The organism is Sphingorhabdus sp. 109 (assembly GCF_902506555.1).
Taxonomy (GTDB): Bacteria; Pseudomonadota; Alphaproteobacteria; order Sphingomonadales; family Sphingomonadaceae; genus Parasphingorhabdus.
This window is the reverse complement of the sequence record NZ_LR732707.1, coordinates 3,206,528-3,220,101: the sequence shown is the minus strand read 5'-3', so window position 1 is coordinate 3,220,101 and position 13,574 is coordinate 3,206,528. Positions and strand designations below refer to the sequence as shown.

The 13,574-nt window shown below is 58.5% G+C and carries 15 protein-coding genes; 7 read left to right on the top strand and 8 right to left on the bottom strand.

Features of this window, described 5'->3' with window-relative positions:
- The first annotated feature begins 87 nt into the window (after positions 1 to 87).
- The 5 genes from BOSE62_RS15370 to BOSE62_RS15350 all read left to right on the top strand — a co-directional run bounded on the left by BOSE62_RS15370 (position 88) and on the right by BOSE62_RS15350 (position 3,933).
- Positions 88 to 717 carry a glutathione S-transferase family protein gene (locus tag BOSE62_RS15370; protein WP_159647612.1) on the top strand — a complete coding sequence of 210 codons (630 nt, stop codon included), beginning with the start codon at positions 88 to 90 and terminating at the stop codon, positions 715 to 717.
- A complete protein-coding gene (locus BOSE62_RS15365; RefSeq protein ID WP_159647611.1) occupies positions 714 to 1,262 on the top strand; it encodes a VOC family protein in 549 nt (182 codons plus the stop codon). The genes BOSE62_RS15370 and BOSE62_RS15365 overlap by 4 nt, the downstream gene beginning before the upstream one ends.
- Positions 1,263 to 2,048, top strand: a complete 786-nt coding sequence (locus tag BOSE62_RS15360; protein ID WP_159647610.1) for a ThuA domain-containing protein — start codon at positions 1,263 to 1,265, stop codon at positions 2,046 to 2,048.
- A 32-nt stretch (positions 2,049 to 2,080) separates the two neighbouring features.
- Positions 2,081 to 2,839, top strand: a complete 759-nt coding sequence (locus BOSE62_RS15355) for an SDR family NAD(P)-dependent oxidoreductase (RefSeq protein ID WP_159647609.1) — start codon at positions 2,081 to 2,083, stop codon at positions 2,837 to 2,839.
- 263 nt (positions 2,840 to 3,102) lie between these two features.
- Positions 3,103 to 3,933: an EamA family transporter gene (locus BOSE62_RS15350; RefSeq protein WP_328799800.1), complete on the top strand. Its 831-nt coding sequence runs from the start codon at positions 3,103 to 3,105 to the stop codon at positions 3,931 to 3,933.
- Between the two features lie 39 nt (positions 3,934 to 3,972).
- Here BOSE62_RS15350 and BOSE62_RS15345 read toward each other — a convergent pair whose 3' ends face one another.
- From BOSE62_RS15345 to BOSE62_RS15335, 3 genes are all read right to left on the bottom strand, one after another.
- On the bottom strand, positions 3,973 to 4,761 hold the full coding sequence (locus BOSE62_RS15345) for a M14 family metallopeptidase (protein ID WP_201295690.1): 789 nt from the start codon (positions 4,759 to 4,761) through the stop codon (positions 3,973 to 3,975).
- A 271-nt stretch (positions 4,762 to 5,032) separates the two neighbouring features.
- A complete protein-coding gene (locus tag BOSE62_RS15340) occupies positions 5,033 to 5,776 on the bottom strand; it encodes an enoyl-CoA hydratase/isomerase family protein (protein WP_159647606.1) in 744 nt (247 codons plus the stop codon).
- 116 nt (positions 5,777 to 5,892) lie between these two features.
- The gene (locus BOSE62_RS15335) at positions 5,893 to 7,479 is read right to left on the bottom strand and encodes a fatty acid--CoA ligase (protein ID WP_159647605.1); all 1,587 of its coding nucleotides are present in this window, start codon (positions 7,477 to 7,479) and stop codon (positions 5,893 to 5,895) included.
- Positions 7,480 to 7,625: 146 nt separating this feature from the next.
- On the opposite strand from BOSE62_RS15335, the gene BOSE62_RS15330 reads away from it, so the two are divergent.
- Positions 7,626 to 8,423: a sugar phosphate isomerase/epimerase family protein gene (locus BOSE62_RS15330; protein ID WP_159647604.1), complete on the top strand. Its 798-nt coding sequence runs from the start codon at positions 7,626 to 7,628 to the stop codon at positions 8,421 to 8,423.
- Here BOSE62_RS15330 and BOSE62_RS15325 read toward each other — a convergent pair.
- Genes BOSE62_RS15325 through BOSE62_RS15310 form a run of 4 tightly spaced genes read right to left on the bottom strand, consistent with a single transcriptional unit; the run spans position 8,420 to position 11,985 of the window.
- The gene (locus tag BOSE62_RS15325; protein ID WP_236554070.1) at positions 8,420 to 9,679 is read right to left on the bottom strand and encodes a serine hydrolase domain-containing protein; all 1,260 of its coding nucleotides are present in this window, start codon (positions 9,677 to 9,679) and stop codon (positions 8,420 to 8,422) included. The genes BOSE62_RS15330 and BOSE62_RS15325 overlap by 4 nt on opposite strands.
- A 10-nt stretch (positions 9,680 to 9,689) precedes the next feature.
- Entirely contained in the window at positions 9,690 to 10,331 is a 642-nt protein-coding gene (locus BOSE62_RS15320; RefSeq protein ID WP_159647603.1) for a 3-oxoacid CoA-transferase subunit B, read from the bottom strand.
- Positions 10,332 to 10,333: 2 nt separating this feature from the next.
- On the bottom strand, positions 10,334 to 11,278 hold the full coding sequence (locus BOSE62_RS15315) for a hypothetical protein (protein WP_159647602.1): 945 nt from the start codon (positions 11,276 to 11,278) through the stop codon (positions 10,334 to 10,336).
- Positions 11,278 to 11,985 (bottom strand): CoA transferase subunit A, encoded by a 708-nt coding sequence (locus BOSE62_RS15310; protein ID WP_159647601.1) that lies wholly within the window; start codon positions 11,983 to 11,985, stop codon positions 11,278 to 11,280. The genes BOSE62_RS15315 and BOSE62_RS15310 overlap by 1 nt, the downstream gene beginning before the upstream one ends.
- Positions 11,986 to 12,087: 102 nt before the next feature.
- On the opposite strand from BOSE62_RS15310, the gene BOSE62_RS15305 reads away from it, so the two are divergent.
- Complete coding sequence (locus BOSE62_RS15305; RefSeq protein ID WP_159647600.1) at positions 12,088 to 13,161, top strand: esterase-like activity of phytase family protein; 1,074 nt, start codon at positions 12,088 to 12,090, stop codon at positions 13,159 to 13,161.
- Between the two features lie 4 nt (positions 13,162 to 13,165).
- On the opposite strand, the gene rpmB is transcribed toward BOSE62_RS15305, so the two are convergent.
- Entirely contained in the window at positions 13,166 to 13,456 is a 291-nt protein-coding gene (gene rpmB, locus BOSE62_RS15300; protein ID WP_159647599.1) for a 50S ribosomal protein L28, read from the bottom strand.
- Positions 13,457 to 13,574 lie beyond the last annotated feature (118 nt).

Genomic DNA, 13,574 nt, shown 5'->3' with positions numbered 1-13,574 from the left:
TTTGAGAGGTTAGTCCCCGGTGGTTACCTGTGTATCTTTACATCATATAGAGACGGAAGCGAATCCGCCCCGAAGGAGAAATCTCACGTGAAGCTTTATTCAAGCCTTGGTCCCAATCCCCGATTCATCCGCATGTTCATCCTCGAAAAGGGGCTCGATATCGAACGGGTCCATATCGACATTCTCACCGCGGAAAATCGGCAGCCGGATTTTGCCGACAAGAATATTCTCGGTACCACGCCGGTGCTCGAACTGGACAATGGTTTCATGCTCAGCGAGATCATGGCGATTGCCGAATATCTCGAGGAAACCCATCCCGATCCCGTGCTGATCGGATCCACTGCCCAGGAGCGCGCAGAAGTGCGGATGTGGACGCGGCGTATTGATCTTGAAATCGCCGTTCCGATGACCCTCGGATTTCGTGGCGGTGCCGGACGGCCGATGTTCGAACCGCGAATGGAAGTCGTCGGCGCTGAAGGCGCGGCCGACCTGTCGCGCATGGCGGACAACAAGTGGAAGTGGCTCGACAGCCAGCTCGAAGGCAAAGACTATATCTGCCAGGACAAGTTCACCATGGCGGACCTTATCGCCTATTGCTTCATCCAGTTCGGCTACACCGTCGGCTGGTCGCTGCCTGAAGGCACGAATAATCTGGCAAAATTTGTCGATCGGATCGGCGAGCGGCCATCCTCGAAAGTCTGGCAGGACAGCGAATGACCAACAAGCCAGCCTCTCTCGCCAAACTCGGCACGATCATGCAGATCAGCTATGTGCCGGAGGATTATGACGCCGCGCTCGATTACTGGACCCGGAAAATGGGCGCCGGCCCGTTTTTCCACACCGAAAAGGTCGAAGTGGAAAATGTCAAATATCGCGGCGAGCCTTCCGATATCCAGTTTTCCATGGCGATCGGCTACTGGGGCGATATCCAGGTCGAACTGATCCGCCCGAACAATGAGGCCCCGTCGATGTTTAAGGACTGGCGGGAAAAAGGTCTGCAAGGAGTTCAGCATCTCTGTCTGGTGGTCGACGATCTGGCGCACGCCCGCGCGCTGACCGAAGAAGCGGGGGGCGAGGTGATCCAGGAAGTCAGCCTCCCCGGTGGCGTCGGTGGTGCTTTCTACGCCGATTATGGCGGCGGCCCCGGTACGATTATCGAATATCTGCAGATCCCGCAGGCCGGCCTCGACGGCTTTGCCGCAATGCGCCAGATGCATCTCGACTGGGATGGCAAAACAAACCCCGTAATAGGAAAAGAATAGATGAGCGAAGCGCCAGAACGCCGCCCCGACCAGAAACCGATCCGCTGCGTGCTGGTCGCCGCAGGCAAATATCATGATATCGATTATGCCCGGCTGGAAGTGATGAAGCTGCTCGCCGAGGATGACCGGATCCGGGTTCGCGTATTCGAGGATTATGAAAATCTCGAAGCGATCAGAAATGCCGATTTCCTCGTCAGCTATACCTGCGACCTGCAACCCAGCGAGGCGGCGCAGAAGACTATTCAGGAGTTCGTCAACAACGGTGGCCGCTATTTCGCGCTGCATGGCACCAATTCTGTATTGCGCTTTCTGGAAGATGGCCGGGTCGATGCACCGGATGAAATGCCGGTCTTCGCCGACACGCTCGGCACGCGCTTTTTGAGCCACCCGCCGATCATTCCGTTCACCGTCGACAACGCCCAGCCGGATCATCCGCTGGTCAAGGGCATCCCCAGTTTTGAAACCGTCGACGAACAATATCTGGTCGAGACCCGCGCCGAACTCGATGTTCTGCTCGACACCGAATATAATGGCACCGACGATATCAGCGGCTTCGTCCATAGCGATATCGAGAAGAGCCGCCATCCGGTCTTCTATATCCGCCGGATGGGCGAAGGCGCCGTGCTCTATCTGACCATGGGACACTGCCGTGGCCATTATGACATGGAGCCGGTGCTCGACTGGTGGCCTGAGGTCGACCGTTCCGGCTGGCAGCAGCCGATCATCTATGACCTGCTGCGGCGCGGTATCGGCTGGAGCTGCGAACCGGCCATAGCAAAATTCTAACCCCGATTTCACGAAACATAAAGGAGACGACAATGGATTTAGGACTCAAGGGCAAGAAAGTCATTCTCACCGGCGGTAGCCGTGGCCTCGGGCGTGCAGCGCTGGAACATTTTGCCGCAGAAGGCGCCGATGTCGCCTTCTTCTCGCGCAACGCCGAACAGGTTGCGACGGCGAAAAAGGAGCTCGAAGCCCACGGCGGCAAGGTCTTCGCCGATGCGCTCGATATGAGCGATCTCGACGGCTATGCCAAATGGCTTGAAAAAGCGGCGGGCGATCTCGGCGGCTGCGATATTTTCATCCACAATGTCAGCTCGTCGGGTGCCGGCGCAACCGGTGACTGGGAAGTTACGTTCAACACCGACATTCTCGGTGCGGTCAAGGCGATGGAAGTGCTGGAACCCCATCTCGAAAAATCCGACGATGGCAGCGTGATTTTCATGTCCTCCACCGCAGCCTTCGAAACCTTTGTTGCGCCACAGGCTTTCAACGCGATGAAAGCCGCGCTGATCACCTATGGCAGCCAGCTCGGCCAGGCGCTGGGTCCCAAGGGCATCCGCGTCAACATGGTATCCCCGGGCCCGATCAAATTCCCGGGTGGCAACTGGTCGCAGATCGAGAAAGGCATGCCGGAATTTTATGAAGGCACGAAAGCCGGCTTCGCTCTGGGTGATTTCGGCACCGCCGATGACGTAGCCCGCAGCGTCGTCTTCCTCGCCAGCCCCGCGTCCAGCTACACCACTGGCGCGCATCTGGTCATCGACGGCGGCTTCACCAAGCGCGTCCAGTTCTAAAACCACAAGCCTCCCCCTCCCGATCGAGGGGGAGGCTTGATCTGCCTTTCGGGCTCCGTGTTCCGGGTTGTGCTCATCAGCGCTGAGTGATTTTCCAGCCGGCCGCCATAGTCAAAATGGATGCTCACGCTATCCCCCGATGATTTTATGAGGCAAACGATGCAAAGCGCATTATAGCGCGCATCATGTCGACATCTGCGCAAAACTTCACTCTGCCCCGGTCCCTTTGGACTGCCATGCCCTATCTTGCCCTGTTCGGGGGGATGGCTTCCTTGGCGATAGGAACTTCCTTCGCAAAACAGCTGTTTCCACTGATCGGTGCGGAGGGCACATCCGCGCTGCGGGTCAGCCTGTCGGCGCTTATATTGATAGCCGTTTGGCGCCCTTGGCGTTTCAAGCTGAGCAAGGCTGATGCTGGCCGAATATTATTATACGGGCTCGTGCTGGGGCTGATGAATCTTGCCTTCTATCTGTCACTGCGCACAATACCGCTTGGACCGGCTATCGCGATCGAATTTATCGGGCCATTGGCTCTGGCGTTAATACACGCCCGTCGCTGGATTCACTTTGTCTGGGTTGGCTGCGCAGTTGTCGGACTGGGTCTTCTGCTGCCCCTCCGCGGCGGCGTGCATGCACTGGATCCCGTCGGAGTGGCTTTCGCCGCAGCAGCAGGCCTGTTCTGGGCCCTGTATATTGTTTTCGGCAAGAGCCTGTCGCACATGCACGCAGGACAGTCCGTGGCCCTTGGCATGAGCACCGCCGCACTGGTCATTTTGCCCTTTGGCGTCATGAGCGCGGGTACAGCCTTGCTGTTGCCGTCGGTGCTGTTTGTCGGTCTGGGTGTCGCCCTGCTCTCCAGCGCTCTGCCTTACTCACTGGAAATGATTGCCCTGCGCCACATCCCGGAGCGGACCTTCGGCGTGATGCTATCTGCCGAACCGGCCGTGGGCGCGATTGCAGGCATGTTTCTTCTTCATGAACAACTCAGCGGCCTTCAATGGCTGGCCATCGGCTGCATCGTCATCGCCTCGATCGGCGCGCTTCTGACCACCGAATCGGACAATGCGATCATTACGCCCGGTGCCCCGGCATAGACGGCTGTCCCGTCTGCCAAGACAGATATTCCAGCCGCCTCAAGCGTGCGCGAGCGCATAATCAAGCGCCGCGCAAACAGCCGTGACCTGCGCCTCGTCACATATCTGCGGGGTTGCTCGCGGGCTGTCGGGATAGACTTCGGTGGTTGTCCTGAACCGGGCATCGGTCATGGCGCCACACATGGCATATTGGGCTTGCGGATATTCGATCACGCCGTCAGCGACGACTGGCGAACCAATAATCATGTCATTCTCATCCGGCGGAGCGATATGGGTTACCCGTTCGACCGCCGCGATGATCGCCTGTTGGAAGGCGGGTTGCGGGTTCGCGCTGTCATCGACGAGATAGAAACCGTCCGGCACGGTATCCGGCTCATAGCTTTTCCCGTCTCGTGCCGCCAGCGCGGGACGAAACTCGGTCTCGTCGCTGTCGGTTGTTTCATGCAGGTCGATATGCAGAAGGAACGGCCCGGGCTGCGCAGCCACCAATGCCATCAGCGCGGCACACTCAGCCGCTTCGCTGCCTGTCTTGAAGTTGCGATTGGGATCCAGCGCGTTGTAATTCCAACGATTGACGCGCTCGTAGGCCCAAGGGCTCACGCAAGGTGCGACAAGAAGATTGATCTTTCCGACATAGTCGGCTGCGCGCGTTTCCAGAAATTCAAGGGCACCCATTATGCCACTCGTCTCATAGCCATGGACGCCGCCGGTTACGAACGCCGTGGGCAGAGCCGGGTCATGAGGACCGTTCCGCAGAGCGAAGAGTGAATAGATTTCCTCAGCGTAATCGAGTTGGCCATATGTGATGATATCAAATTGGTCAGTCATTGCCTCGATCCGCGGCACAACGTCCTGAGCATATCGGCGCTGGACGGATTGACGTGCCCGCCATTGTTTCCGTTCATATTCGCCCCAAGCCTGGCCCGGAATTCCGATCGGATAAAAGGGATTACTATTCATTGGGGTCTCGCTGGCCAGAGGCATGAATCATGGTTGGGCATTCTTGCTGCCAATTCTAAACCAATTTCGAGCAAGTGCCAGCGCTGCAGTCCGCTTTCAGACCAATATAGACGCCAAAAACAAGCGAATCATCTTTCGATCACTTGCCTTTCCCGATGAAAGCCCCAATCCGCTCGTGCATATCGGGGCCGTGGCCTTCGCTCTCCATCACTTCCCATTGCAGTCCGGCGTCGAGCGGGCCGCCGTCGGTTGCCTCCAGCAGCCGCTTGTTCGCGGCGTGGGAAAATCCGGAATTGGCGACGATCTTGCGTGCCAGTGCCTCGATCTCGGTATCAAACTGCGCGAGCGGCACCGCATATTCGGCAAGACCAATTCGCACCGCTTCCTCGGCATTGATCATGTCGGCGGTAAACATCAGCCGTTTGGCGGTGGCAACGCCCACTCGCCGCGGCAATCGCTGGCTCATCCCCCACACCGGGGTCAACGCCCATTTCGCATGGGTATCGCCAAAGCGCGCGCTGTCCGCTGCGAGAATGAAGTCCGCCGCCAGCGCCACTTCCAGCGCGCCCGTATAGCAATGGCCGTGTACAGCCGCGATCACCGGCTTGGGCAGCTTTTCCAGCATCCGCAAGGTTTCGGAATGCCAGCCGGCCGACGGCAACGCTTCGCCCTCGGCAATATCGCCGAGATCATGCCCGGCGGAAAAGCATTTGCCCGCACCGCGGAGCACGACGCAGCCGATACTGTCATCCTTGCGCAGATCCTCGACATGGTGCCGCAGCTCGCGAAACATCGCCACCGTCAGTGCATTGAGCTTGTCAGCCCGATTGAGCGTCAGCAGCGTCCAGCCGTCCCGATCTTCCCGCAGCACCAGTTCCGCCATGTCCCTTCTCCCTTTATCCCGGCACGGTTCGTGCGAAGCCTGTCGCGCCAACTTGGTAACAGGCCCTTTGACGGCCACAGGACGAACGGTTTACGGGATTCCGGCCGCACAGGCAATCAGTTGACTGCCCGGTCCTTGCCTTCCCAATAAGGTGCGCGCAAATCCTTGCGCAAAATCTTGCCCGACGGATTGCGCGGCAGGGCGTCGATGAAATCGATCGACTTGGGACATTTATAGCCGGCAATACGCTGACGCGCGTCAGCGATCAGCTCTGCCTCGGTCAGCTCCTGCCCCTTTTTGACAACCACGCAGGCTTTTACCGCTTCGCCCCATTTTTCATCGGGCACTCCGATGACGGCAACATCCGCGACTTTGGGATTGGCATAGAGCGCATTCTCCACTTCCGCAGGATAGACATTCTCGCCACCGGAGATGATCATGTCTTTCAGTCGGTCCTGGATATAGAGATAACCATCCTCGTCGAGCGAACCGGCATCGCCCGTCTTCAGCCAGCCGTCGGCATCGATGGCTTCCGCAGTGGCATCAGGCCGGTTCCAGTAGCCCTTCATATTCTTGGCCGAACGGGTTGCGATTTCGCCGATCGTGTAGGGCGGCAAGGTCTCTCCCGTTTCCGGATCGATGATCTTGATTTCGACACCGGGCAAAGGCGTACCGACCGAGCGCATCTTCTCGTTGCCGTTGACATCATGATCTTCCGGATTGAGCGTCGTGATCGTCCCGGACGTTTCGGTCATGCCGTACATCTGGACGAAACCGCAGCCCAGCACATCCATCGCCTGCTTCATCAGTTCCAGAGGTATCGGCGATGCCCCGTAGGTGATATATTGCAGATCGGAAAAATCGACCTCCTTGGCGCGGGGGTGATTGAGCAATATCTGGATCGCCGCCGGCACCATGAAAATTTTCGAGATCGTGTATTTCTCGATCAGGTCCAGCGCCTGGGTCGGGTCATATTCGGGCAGGACAACCGCGCTGCCGCCAGTGAACATCACGCCCAAGCCGGTGCCGGTGCCGCTGATATGGAAACAGGGCATGGCCAGCAGGGTAATCTCCCCCGGGATCGGCTTTTGCCAGTCCATCAGATCTTCTTCGGTCAACCCGGAGCTGCGCGAGGAAAAAATCGAACCGCTGGTCATGATCGCACCCTTTGGGTGGCCGGTCGTGCCTGATGTATAAAGCTGTAGCGCGTCATCATCCTCCGCGCACGGGACCATCGGATCAACCGCGTCGAAACTATCACGCCATTCCGGATAGCTGGCGAATTCACCCTCGGCTTTCTCGCTGCCCAATATCAGATCGACATGGTCCAGATCGGCCGCGATCTTGCGGACCAGATCATCAAAGCCGGGGCCGATGAACAGGATCTTCGCCTGGCAGTCGTTGAGGATATAGGCCACTTCCGGCGGGGCGAGACGCCAGTTGACCGGGACCATAACGGCACCCAGCTTCGCCGCCCCCACCAATATTTCGAAATAAAGGTGACTATTCTTGCCCATATAGGCGATCCGGTCGCCCTTGCCGACGCCTTTCGACTTCAGCGCCTGAGCCGCCCGGCTGCTGCCTTCATCAAGCGCCGCATAGGTCATCTCGTCACCTTCATAGGTGAAAACCACGGAATCCGGTTGTTCCTGCGCGTGAAAACGCACCACATCGGCAACGGAAATAATATCTTCTTCGGTCATGCAATGGTCCTCTTGGCGCGATTCTGTGATCGGCTTTTCCATGGAATACATAGAGACGCCATGACATGATACAGCTAGCAGATTGACTAGCCGCAAAGCCCCGACTCCGGTGGCAAAAGCAATGCAAGCTGCTTTAGGGTAAATCCATGCGCGAACCGGCATTGCATCAGATCACCATGATGGAGGGAGGACCGGAGGGTCTTGTCCGCTTTGCCGCCGATGCCGGGCTGGCCGGTGTCTGCCTGTTTACCACCTCTCCGCTTGATGCCGCAGGCCGCAATATGTTCCCGCTGGTTTCTGCGGATGCGGCTCCGTCATTCGGGCGTCTGCTCCGCGACCATCACGTGTCTGTCATCAATGCGGAATATTTCCCGGTGATGGCCGGGCGGGATGTTGCCGACTATCTCCCCGCCATCAGTCTTGCCGCAGAAATCGGCGCCAGACGGCTGGTCAGCCATGTTCACGATACCGATCCGCACCGCGCGGAAGACCAGTTGTCCCATCTTTGTACCCTGGCTCGCGCGCACGATCTCGATGTCGGACTGGAATTCACCGGCTTTGCCGCCGGTTGCAACAGCCTGCAAAAAGCCGTTGCTCTACACACTCGTCTTGCCCAGCCCAATCTGGCCATCGCGATCGATGCGCTCCATCTGTTCCGCACTGGCGGCACTATAGAGCAATTGCGATCCGTCGATCCGGCTATCATCGGCTACGCCCAGCTCTGCGACGGTCCCGCCTTGCATCTGTCAGCCGACTATCTGGATGAAGCGATGAACCGGATGGTCCCCGGAGAGGGTGTCTTCCCCCTGCGCGAGCTTGTCAGCTTGCTGGGCTCCCATGTCGATATCGACATAGAAGTTCCGGCTTTCATGAGACCATCGAAAATCAGCGCGAGAGATTGGGCCCAACGCGCGATCCGGGGAAGCCGCAGACTGCTGGGCTAGGACGCGGGCGGCGGAACATCCGGTGCAGGCAAATCCGACAAATCGAGCCAGCTGTTTCCGGACTGGCCATAGAAACTGTCCAGCACCGCGAACGGCAGGCTGAATGGCCGGCCCCAGCTGCTGTTCCACATTGCAACCACGCCCGTTCGCGCTGCTGGATCGAAAATCATCGTCGAGCGAAAGCCGTCTACCGCTCCGCTGTGCCCGACCAACTGCCGGTCAGAATAGGTAAAACTGCGCCAGCCAAGTCCGTAATGCGGATCCTTTAGCGCGCGGGCCAGATCGCCCCTGTAGACACGATGCGTCCGGACCAAGGGCGCATGGGCCAGCGTCAGCGCTGTGCCCGAGAGGACATCGCTGTTCTCGCCCATCTGCGCGCGCATCCAGCGGGCCATATCGACAATATTGCTGCTCACACCGGCAGCTGCAGGCACCCGCCAGTAGGATTTCGACAGGGTCCGCACCTGATCACCGCGATGCGGCCGCGCCCAGCTTTTCGCGCCGGTCAGACCGCTCATGCCGAATTGCGCGCTTGTCATGCCGAGCGGTTCGAACAGACGCTTTTGCACCGCATCAGAATATAATGTTCCCGCTGCCTGACCCAATATTTCGCTCGCCGCGTCGAAGGCGATATTCTGGTAGCTGTGGCAGCTGCCCGGCACGCATTGCAAAGGGGCATCGACCAGCTGCCTGCGAAGCATTCCGGGATCCTCGCCGTCCTCCAGCTTGCTGTCATAGGCATTTTTCGTGAGGCCTGTCCGGTGGGAGAGCAGTTGCGCCAGATTTATCTGCGTTTCAGCATTGCCCGGAAGCCGTAGCGAAGAGTGCCAGCTGCTCAATGGCGCCTGCAGATTGAGCCCGCCCTCTTCCGCCAATTGGGCCGCAAGCACACCCGCGACGCCTTTTGAAACCGAAGCCCAGCGGAAAACCGTATCCGGCATCACCCGATCGCCGCTTGCCCTGTCGACCACGCCATAGGTTCCGACAAAGCGCAGCTCGCCATCTTCGACAATCGCTACCGCCAGCCCTGCCATTTCGGGCCGCGCTGCCAGCACCGTAAAGTCGCGGTCGAGACCGCGATAATCAATCTTGCCGTGCCAGTCGTCCGCCGCAACCGGAAGCTTCTCCTGCGCCACCTGTTGGGCGAGCAGGGGTAGCGGGAAACCCGCGCGCTGTTCCACCAGCGCGCGATAGCCGTTCCAGCTCACCAGCAGCAGAGCCGCCAGCCCGAACAGCAGCGCCAGAGATCTTTTCACCGCCCGGATCTTATAGGGCTAGTTCATAGGCCGCAGAGGTTTTGGCAGCAACATCCTCGGCGCTGACATCCGGTGCCAGCTCAATCAGACGGAACGGACTGTCATGGTCTGGCCGCTGGAACACGCACAGATCGGTAATGATCATGTCGACGACATTGGTACCGGTCAGCGGCAAGGTGCATTCCGGAATGAATTTGGGGCTGCCGTCCTTGGCACAATGATCCATCACGACGATGATCTTCTTCACGCCCGCGACCAGATCCATCGCCCCGCCCATGCCCTTGATCATCTTGCCGGGGATCATCCAGTTGGCGATATCGCCATTCTCGGCGATTTCCATCGCGCCCAATACCGTCAGATCGATATGGCCGCCGCGGATCATGGCAAAGCTGTCGGACGAACCGAAATAGCTTGAAGATGGCAGCTCGCTGATCGTCTGCTTGCCGGCGTTGATCAGATCGGGATCAATCTCGTCCTCATAGGGAAACGGTCCGATGCCCAGCATTCCATTCTCGCTCTGCAAGGTGACTTCCACGCCGGGCGGGATATGGTTGGCAACCAGCGTGGGAATACCGATGCCGAGATTCACATAATAGCCGTCATGCAGTTCCTTTGCCGCCCGAGCGGCCATTTCATCGCGAGTCCAGGGCATATCTATCCTTCTTTGTCATCTGGTTTGGCTGTCGGCTTCCTGGTCGCCTCCACAAGCGGAGGCGGGGTCAGAAACCAGCCGTTGTCAAACATATGGTTGAGCGCAATCGCGCCGTCGGGTTCCAGCAAATAGTCATAAAGTTCGTCAAAATCGGCACGGTCGTCACCCGCGATGGCGACAATACAATAGTTGCGCGCGGCATCCCAACGCCGCACCTGTTTGCGGTCATCCCCTCCGCGGTCAAGAAAAAGAAAATCATCCGATCCGGAACGCGAAAGACCGGCCTCGTTGAGAATGGCAGAGATTCTCCCGGATGCGGCCACCGGATGATCAGACAGCCAGATCACGCTGATCTCGGCCGAATGCAGCCGGCTGAGCGCTTCGACCAGACCATTTTGCCGGTAAAGCGTGTCGGCCTTGATCAGGTCACCGCCCGTCGGACTATCGAGATCAATCAGAACGGCCAACGGCTTGCCTTCGCATTCGATGGTTTCCGGCTCGAAAATATCCACGCGCGGGACCAGCACCACCGAATCGACGCCCTCTCCGGCTTCCAGTTTGGCCGATTGCTGCAGCGCATGGGCCGCGAAATCAGCATAAGGGGACGCGTCCAGACCCGGCGTCGGGATTACCGGAGAATCGCGGTCGGCAGATTTTCGCTCGAGATCGAGCCCGGCAATTTCGAACGCACCGCCCTGTCCGGCGAAACCAGCGTCTTTCTCCCGCATTTCCACCGCCTCGTCACCGTCGAGCCCGATCGTCACGGAGCCAGCCGGAATCGCCAGATCAATCGCTCCGGATGCGACCAGATCCTGTTTCGCCTTGGTCCGGTCGATCTGTGCTTTCCCCATGGTGCCGATTGCCGCGAGCGGCAATATTGCGGCCACGCAACCGGAGAGCAACGGCAAGGCTGTCAGTATCAGCAGAGACAGGCGGATTTGCGCCATCAGGCGTCTTCGCGCTCCCGGGTCATGCGGAATTCGATCTTCTTGTCATAGGGCGATCCATCGATCAGCCGTTTCACATAGATTCCCGGCAGATGGATGCTATCGGGATCCAGCTCGCCCACTTCGACAATCTCCTCGACCTCGGCGACGCAGATCTTGCCTGCGGTCGCCATTGGCGCGTTGAAATTGCGGGCAGTCTTGCGGAAAATCAGATTGCCCGCCTTGTCCGCCTTCCAGCCCTTGATCAGGCAGAGGTCGGCAAAAATGCCCCGCTCGAGAATATAGGTTTCGCCGTCGAATTCCTTATGCTCCTTGCCCTCAGCCACCTGGGTGCCAACCCCGGTCTTGGTGTAGAATCCGGGTATCCCCGCACCGCCGGAGCGGCACCGTTCGGCCAGCGTGCCCTGCGGACAGAATTCCACCTCCAGTTCGCCGGAGAGAAATTGCCGTTCAAATTCCTTGTTTTCGCCGACATAGGAAGAGATCATCTTCTTCACCTGGCGCGAACGCAGCAATTTGCCGAGACCTTCATTGTCGATACCGGCATTGTTGGAGGCTATGGTGAGATCTTTGACCCCGTCTTCCTGGATCGCGTCAATCAGCCTTTCCGGGATCCCGCACAGGCCAAAGCCGCCCACGCAGAGATGCATTCCGTCAAATAATAGACCCTCGAGAGCGGCCGCCGCATCCGGATAGATTTTCTTCATAAATATGCTTTCCTGACTGATCGCCCGCCATCTAGCGCAGGAGGCGCACGAGCGTCCAGAATAGAATATGCTTGAATCGGCTTATCGGTTATGCGCGGATGCATGTTGCGTGTACTTGCCTGCCTGTCCCTGTTCTTCTTTCTTGTCCCGGTCACATATGTGCGGGGCCCCGAGCCGCCGGCAAATGACAGCCAGTATATCGCGCTCGAACCGGTCATGCTCGACGCCCGGGACCCAGACCGCACCCGGATCGGCCGTCTGGAATTTCTCGGCGGCTGGAAAATAACCAGCGATAACGAGGAATTCGGCGGCATATCCTCGATGCTGGCGCTGGCCGACAACCGCTTCCTGATGCTGAGCGATAACGGCACGCTGGTCGGCTTTACATTGGACGAGGACAATCAAGCGGCGGTCCGGCCGTTCATTGCCCCCCTGCCCGACGGCCCCGCACCGCCCAACGAACATGCCAAGAAAAACTGGGATTCAGAATCCTTCCTGCATGATCCCGCAACCGGCCAGTTCTGGGTCGGTTACGAACATCAGCACAGTATCTGGCGCTACGGTCCGTCCTTAGCGCGCAAGGAATCGGCGAATTTCCCGAAAGCGATGCAGAAATGGCCCGACAATGGCGGCGCGGAAGCCATGCTCCATTTACCGAACGGCCGCTTTCTGGTTTTCTCGGAATCCGCGGATTATTCCGGTGGCGGCTACCAGGCGCTGGTCTTTGACGGAGACCCGTCCGAAGCGGACACCAAGGCCCGGCTGATGGGCTATCGGGGCCCCGAGGGCTACCGCTTGACCGATGCGGTGCTGATGGATGACAAGACAGCATTGATGCTGCACCGGCGCTTCACCCCGATCGACGGGGTCTCCGCGATATTGTCGATTGCGCGATTGGCCGATTTCCGGCCGGGCACAGTCGCCACGTCGATCCCGGTCGCGACGCTGAAACCACCGGTCAAGGTCGACAATATGGAAGCTCTCGCCGTTACGCGCGACGGGGACAGGGTGATTGTCTGGCTCGCATCGGACGACAATTTCAATATGCTGCAGGAATCTCTGTTGTTCAAATTCCGGCTGCTGGATGCCGAAGACAGCGCAAAAAGGCCCCGGCCCGGGCAGAAAAACGAAAAAGCCGGAGCGAGCCCCGGCTTTTCTGCGTTCGAATCGGAATGATCGCTTAAGCGGCGGCGGCCTGCTTTTTCACGATTTCCTTTTTGATGCGTTTGACGCGCAGGCTCAACTTTTCGTCCTTGGTTTTCAACAGCCAGTTGTCGAGGCCGCCAACATGTTCCACGGAACGCAGACCATGGGTGGAAACACGCAGTTTCACGCCCTTGCCCAGTGTATCAGACAAAAGAGTCACATTTTGCAGATTGGGCAAAAATGTCTTCTTGGTCCGGTTTTTGGCGTGCGACACATTATTGCCTACCAGCCGAGTCTTACCTGTCAGTTCGCAAATCCGCGACATCGTAAAAGTCCAATTTCTTGTTATTGAGTGATTCCCAGCGGGAAAGAGCGGTCACCTAACCATAATCGAGCCATGCGTCAAGCATGTCCGAGCCATTTTGCGCGAACCGGTCCGTCTC

Coding starts and splice junctions, on each gene's coding strand:
- BOSE62_RS15320 (WP_159647603.1), bottom strand. CDS start 10,331: ATGCCCTGGACTCGCGATGAAATGGCCGCTCGGGCGGCAAAGGAACTG.
- BOSE62_RS15355 (WP_159647609.1), top strand. CDS start 2,081: ATGGATTTAGGACTCAAGGGCAAGAAAGTCATTCTCACCGGCGGTAGC.
- BOSE62_RS15330 (WP_159647604.1), top strand. CDS start 7,626: ATGCGCGAACCGGCATTGCATCAGATCACCATGATGGAGGGAGGACCG.
- BOSE62_RS15360 (WP_159647610.1), top strand. CDS start 1,263: ATGAGCGAAGCGCCAGAACGCCGCCCCGACCAGAAACCGATCCGCTGC.
- BOSE62_RS15335 (WP_159647605.1), bottom strand. CDS start 7,479: ATGACCGAAGAAGATATTATTTCCGTTGCCGATGTGGTGCGTTTTCAC.
- BOSE62_RS15365 (WP_159647611.1), top strand. CDS start 714: ATGACCAACAAGCCAGCCTCTCTCGCCAAACTCGGCACGATCATGCAG.
- BOSE62_RS15340 (WP_159647606.1), bottom strand. CDS start 5,776: ATGGCGGAACTGGTGCTGCGGGAAGATCGGGACGGCTGGACGCTGCTG.
- BOSE62_RS15310 (WP_159647601.1), bottom strand. CDS start 11,985: ATGAAGAAAATCTATCCGGATGCGGCGGCCGCTCTCGAGGGTCTATTA.
- BOSE62_RS15350 (WP_328799800.1), top strand. CDS start 3,103: ATGGCTTCCTTGGCGATAGGAACTTCCTTCGCAAAACAGCTGTTTCCA.
- rpmB (WP_159647599.1), bottom strand. CDS start 13,456: ATGTCGCGGATTTGCGAACTGACAGGTAAGACTCGGCTGGTAGGCAAT.
- BOSE62_RS15305 (WP_159647600.1), top strand. CDS start 12,088: ATGTTGCGTGTACTTGCCTGCCTGTCCCTGTTCTTCTTTCTTGTCCCG.
- BOSE62_RS15315 (WP_159647602.1), bottom strand. CDS start 11,278: ATGGCGCAAATCCGCCTGTCTCTGCTGATACTGACAGCCTTGCCGTTG.
- BOSE62_RS15345 (WP_201295690.1), bottom strand. CDS start 4,761: ATGACTGACCAATTTGATATCATCACATATGGCCAACTCGATTACGCT.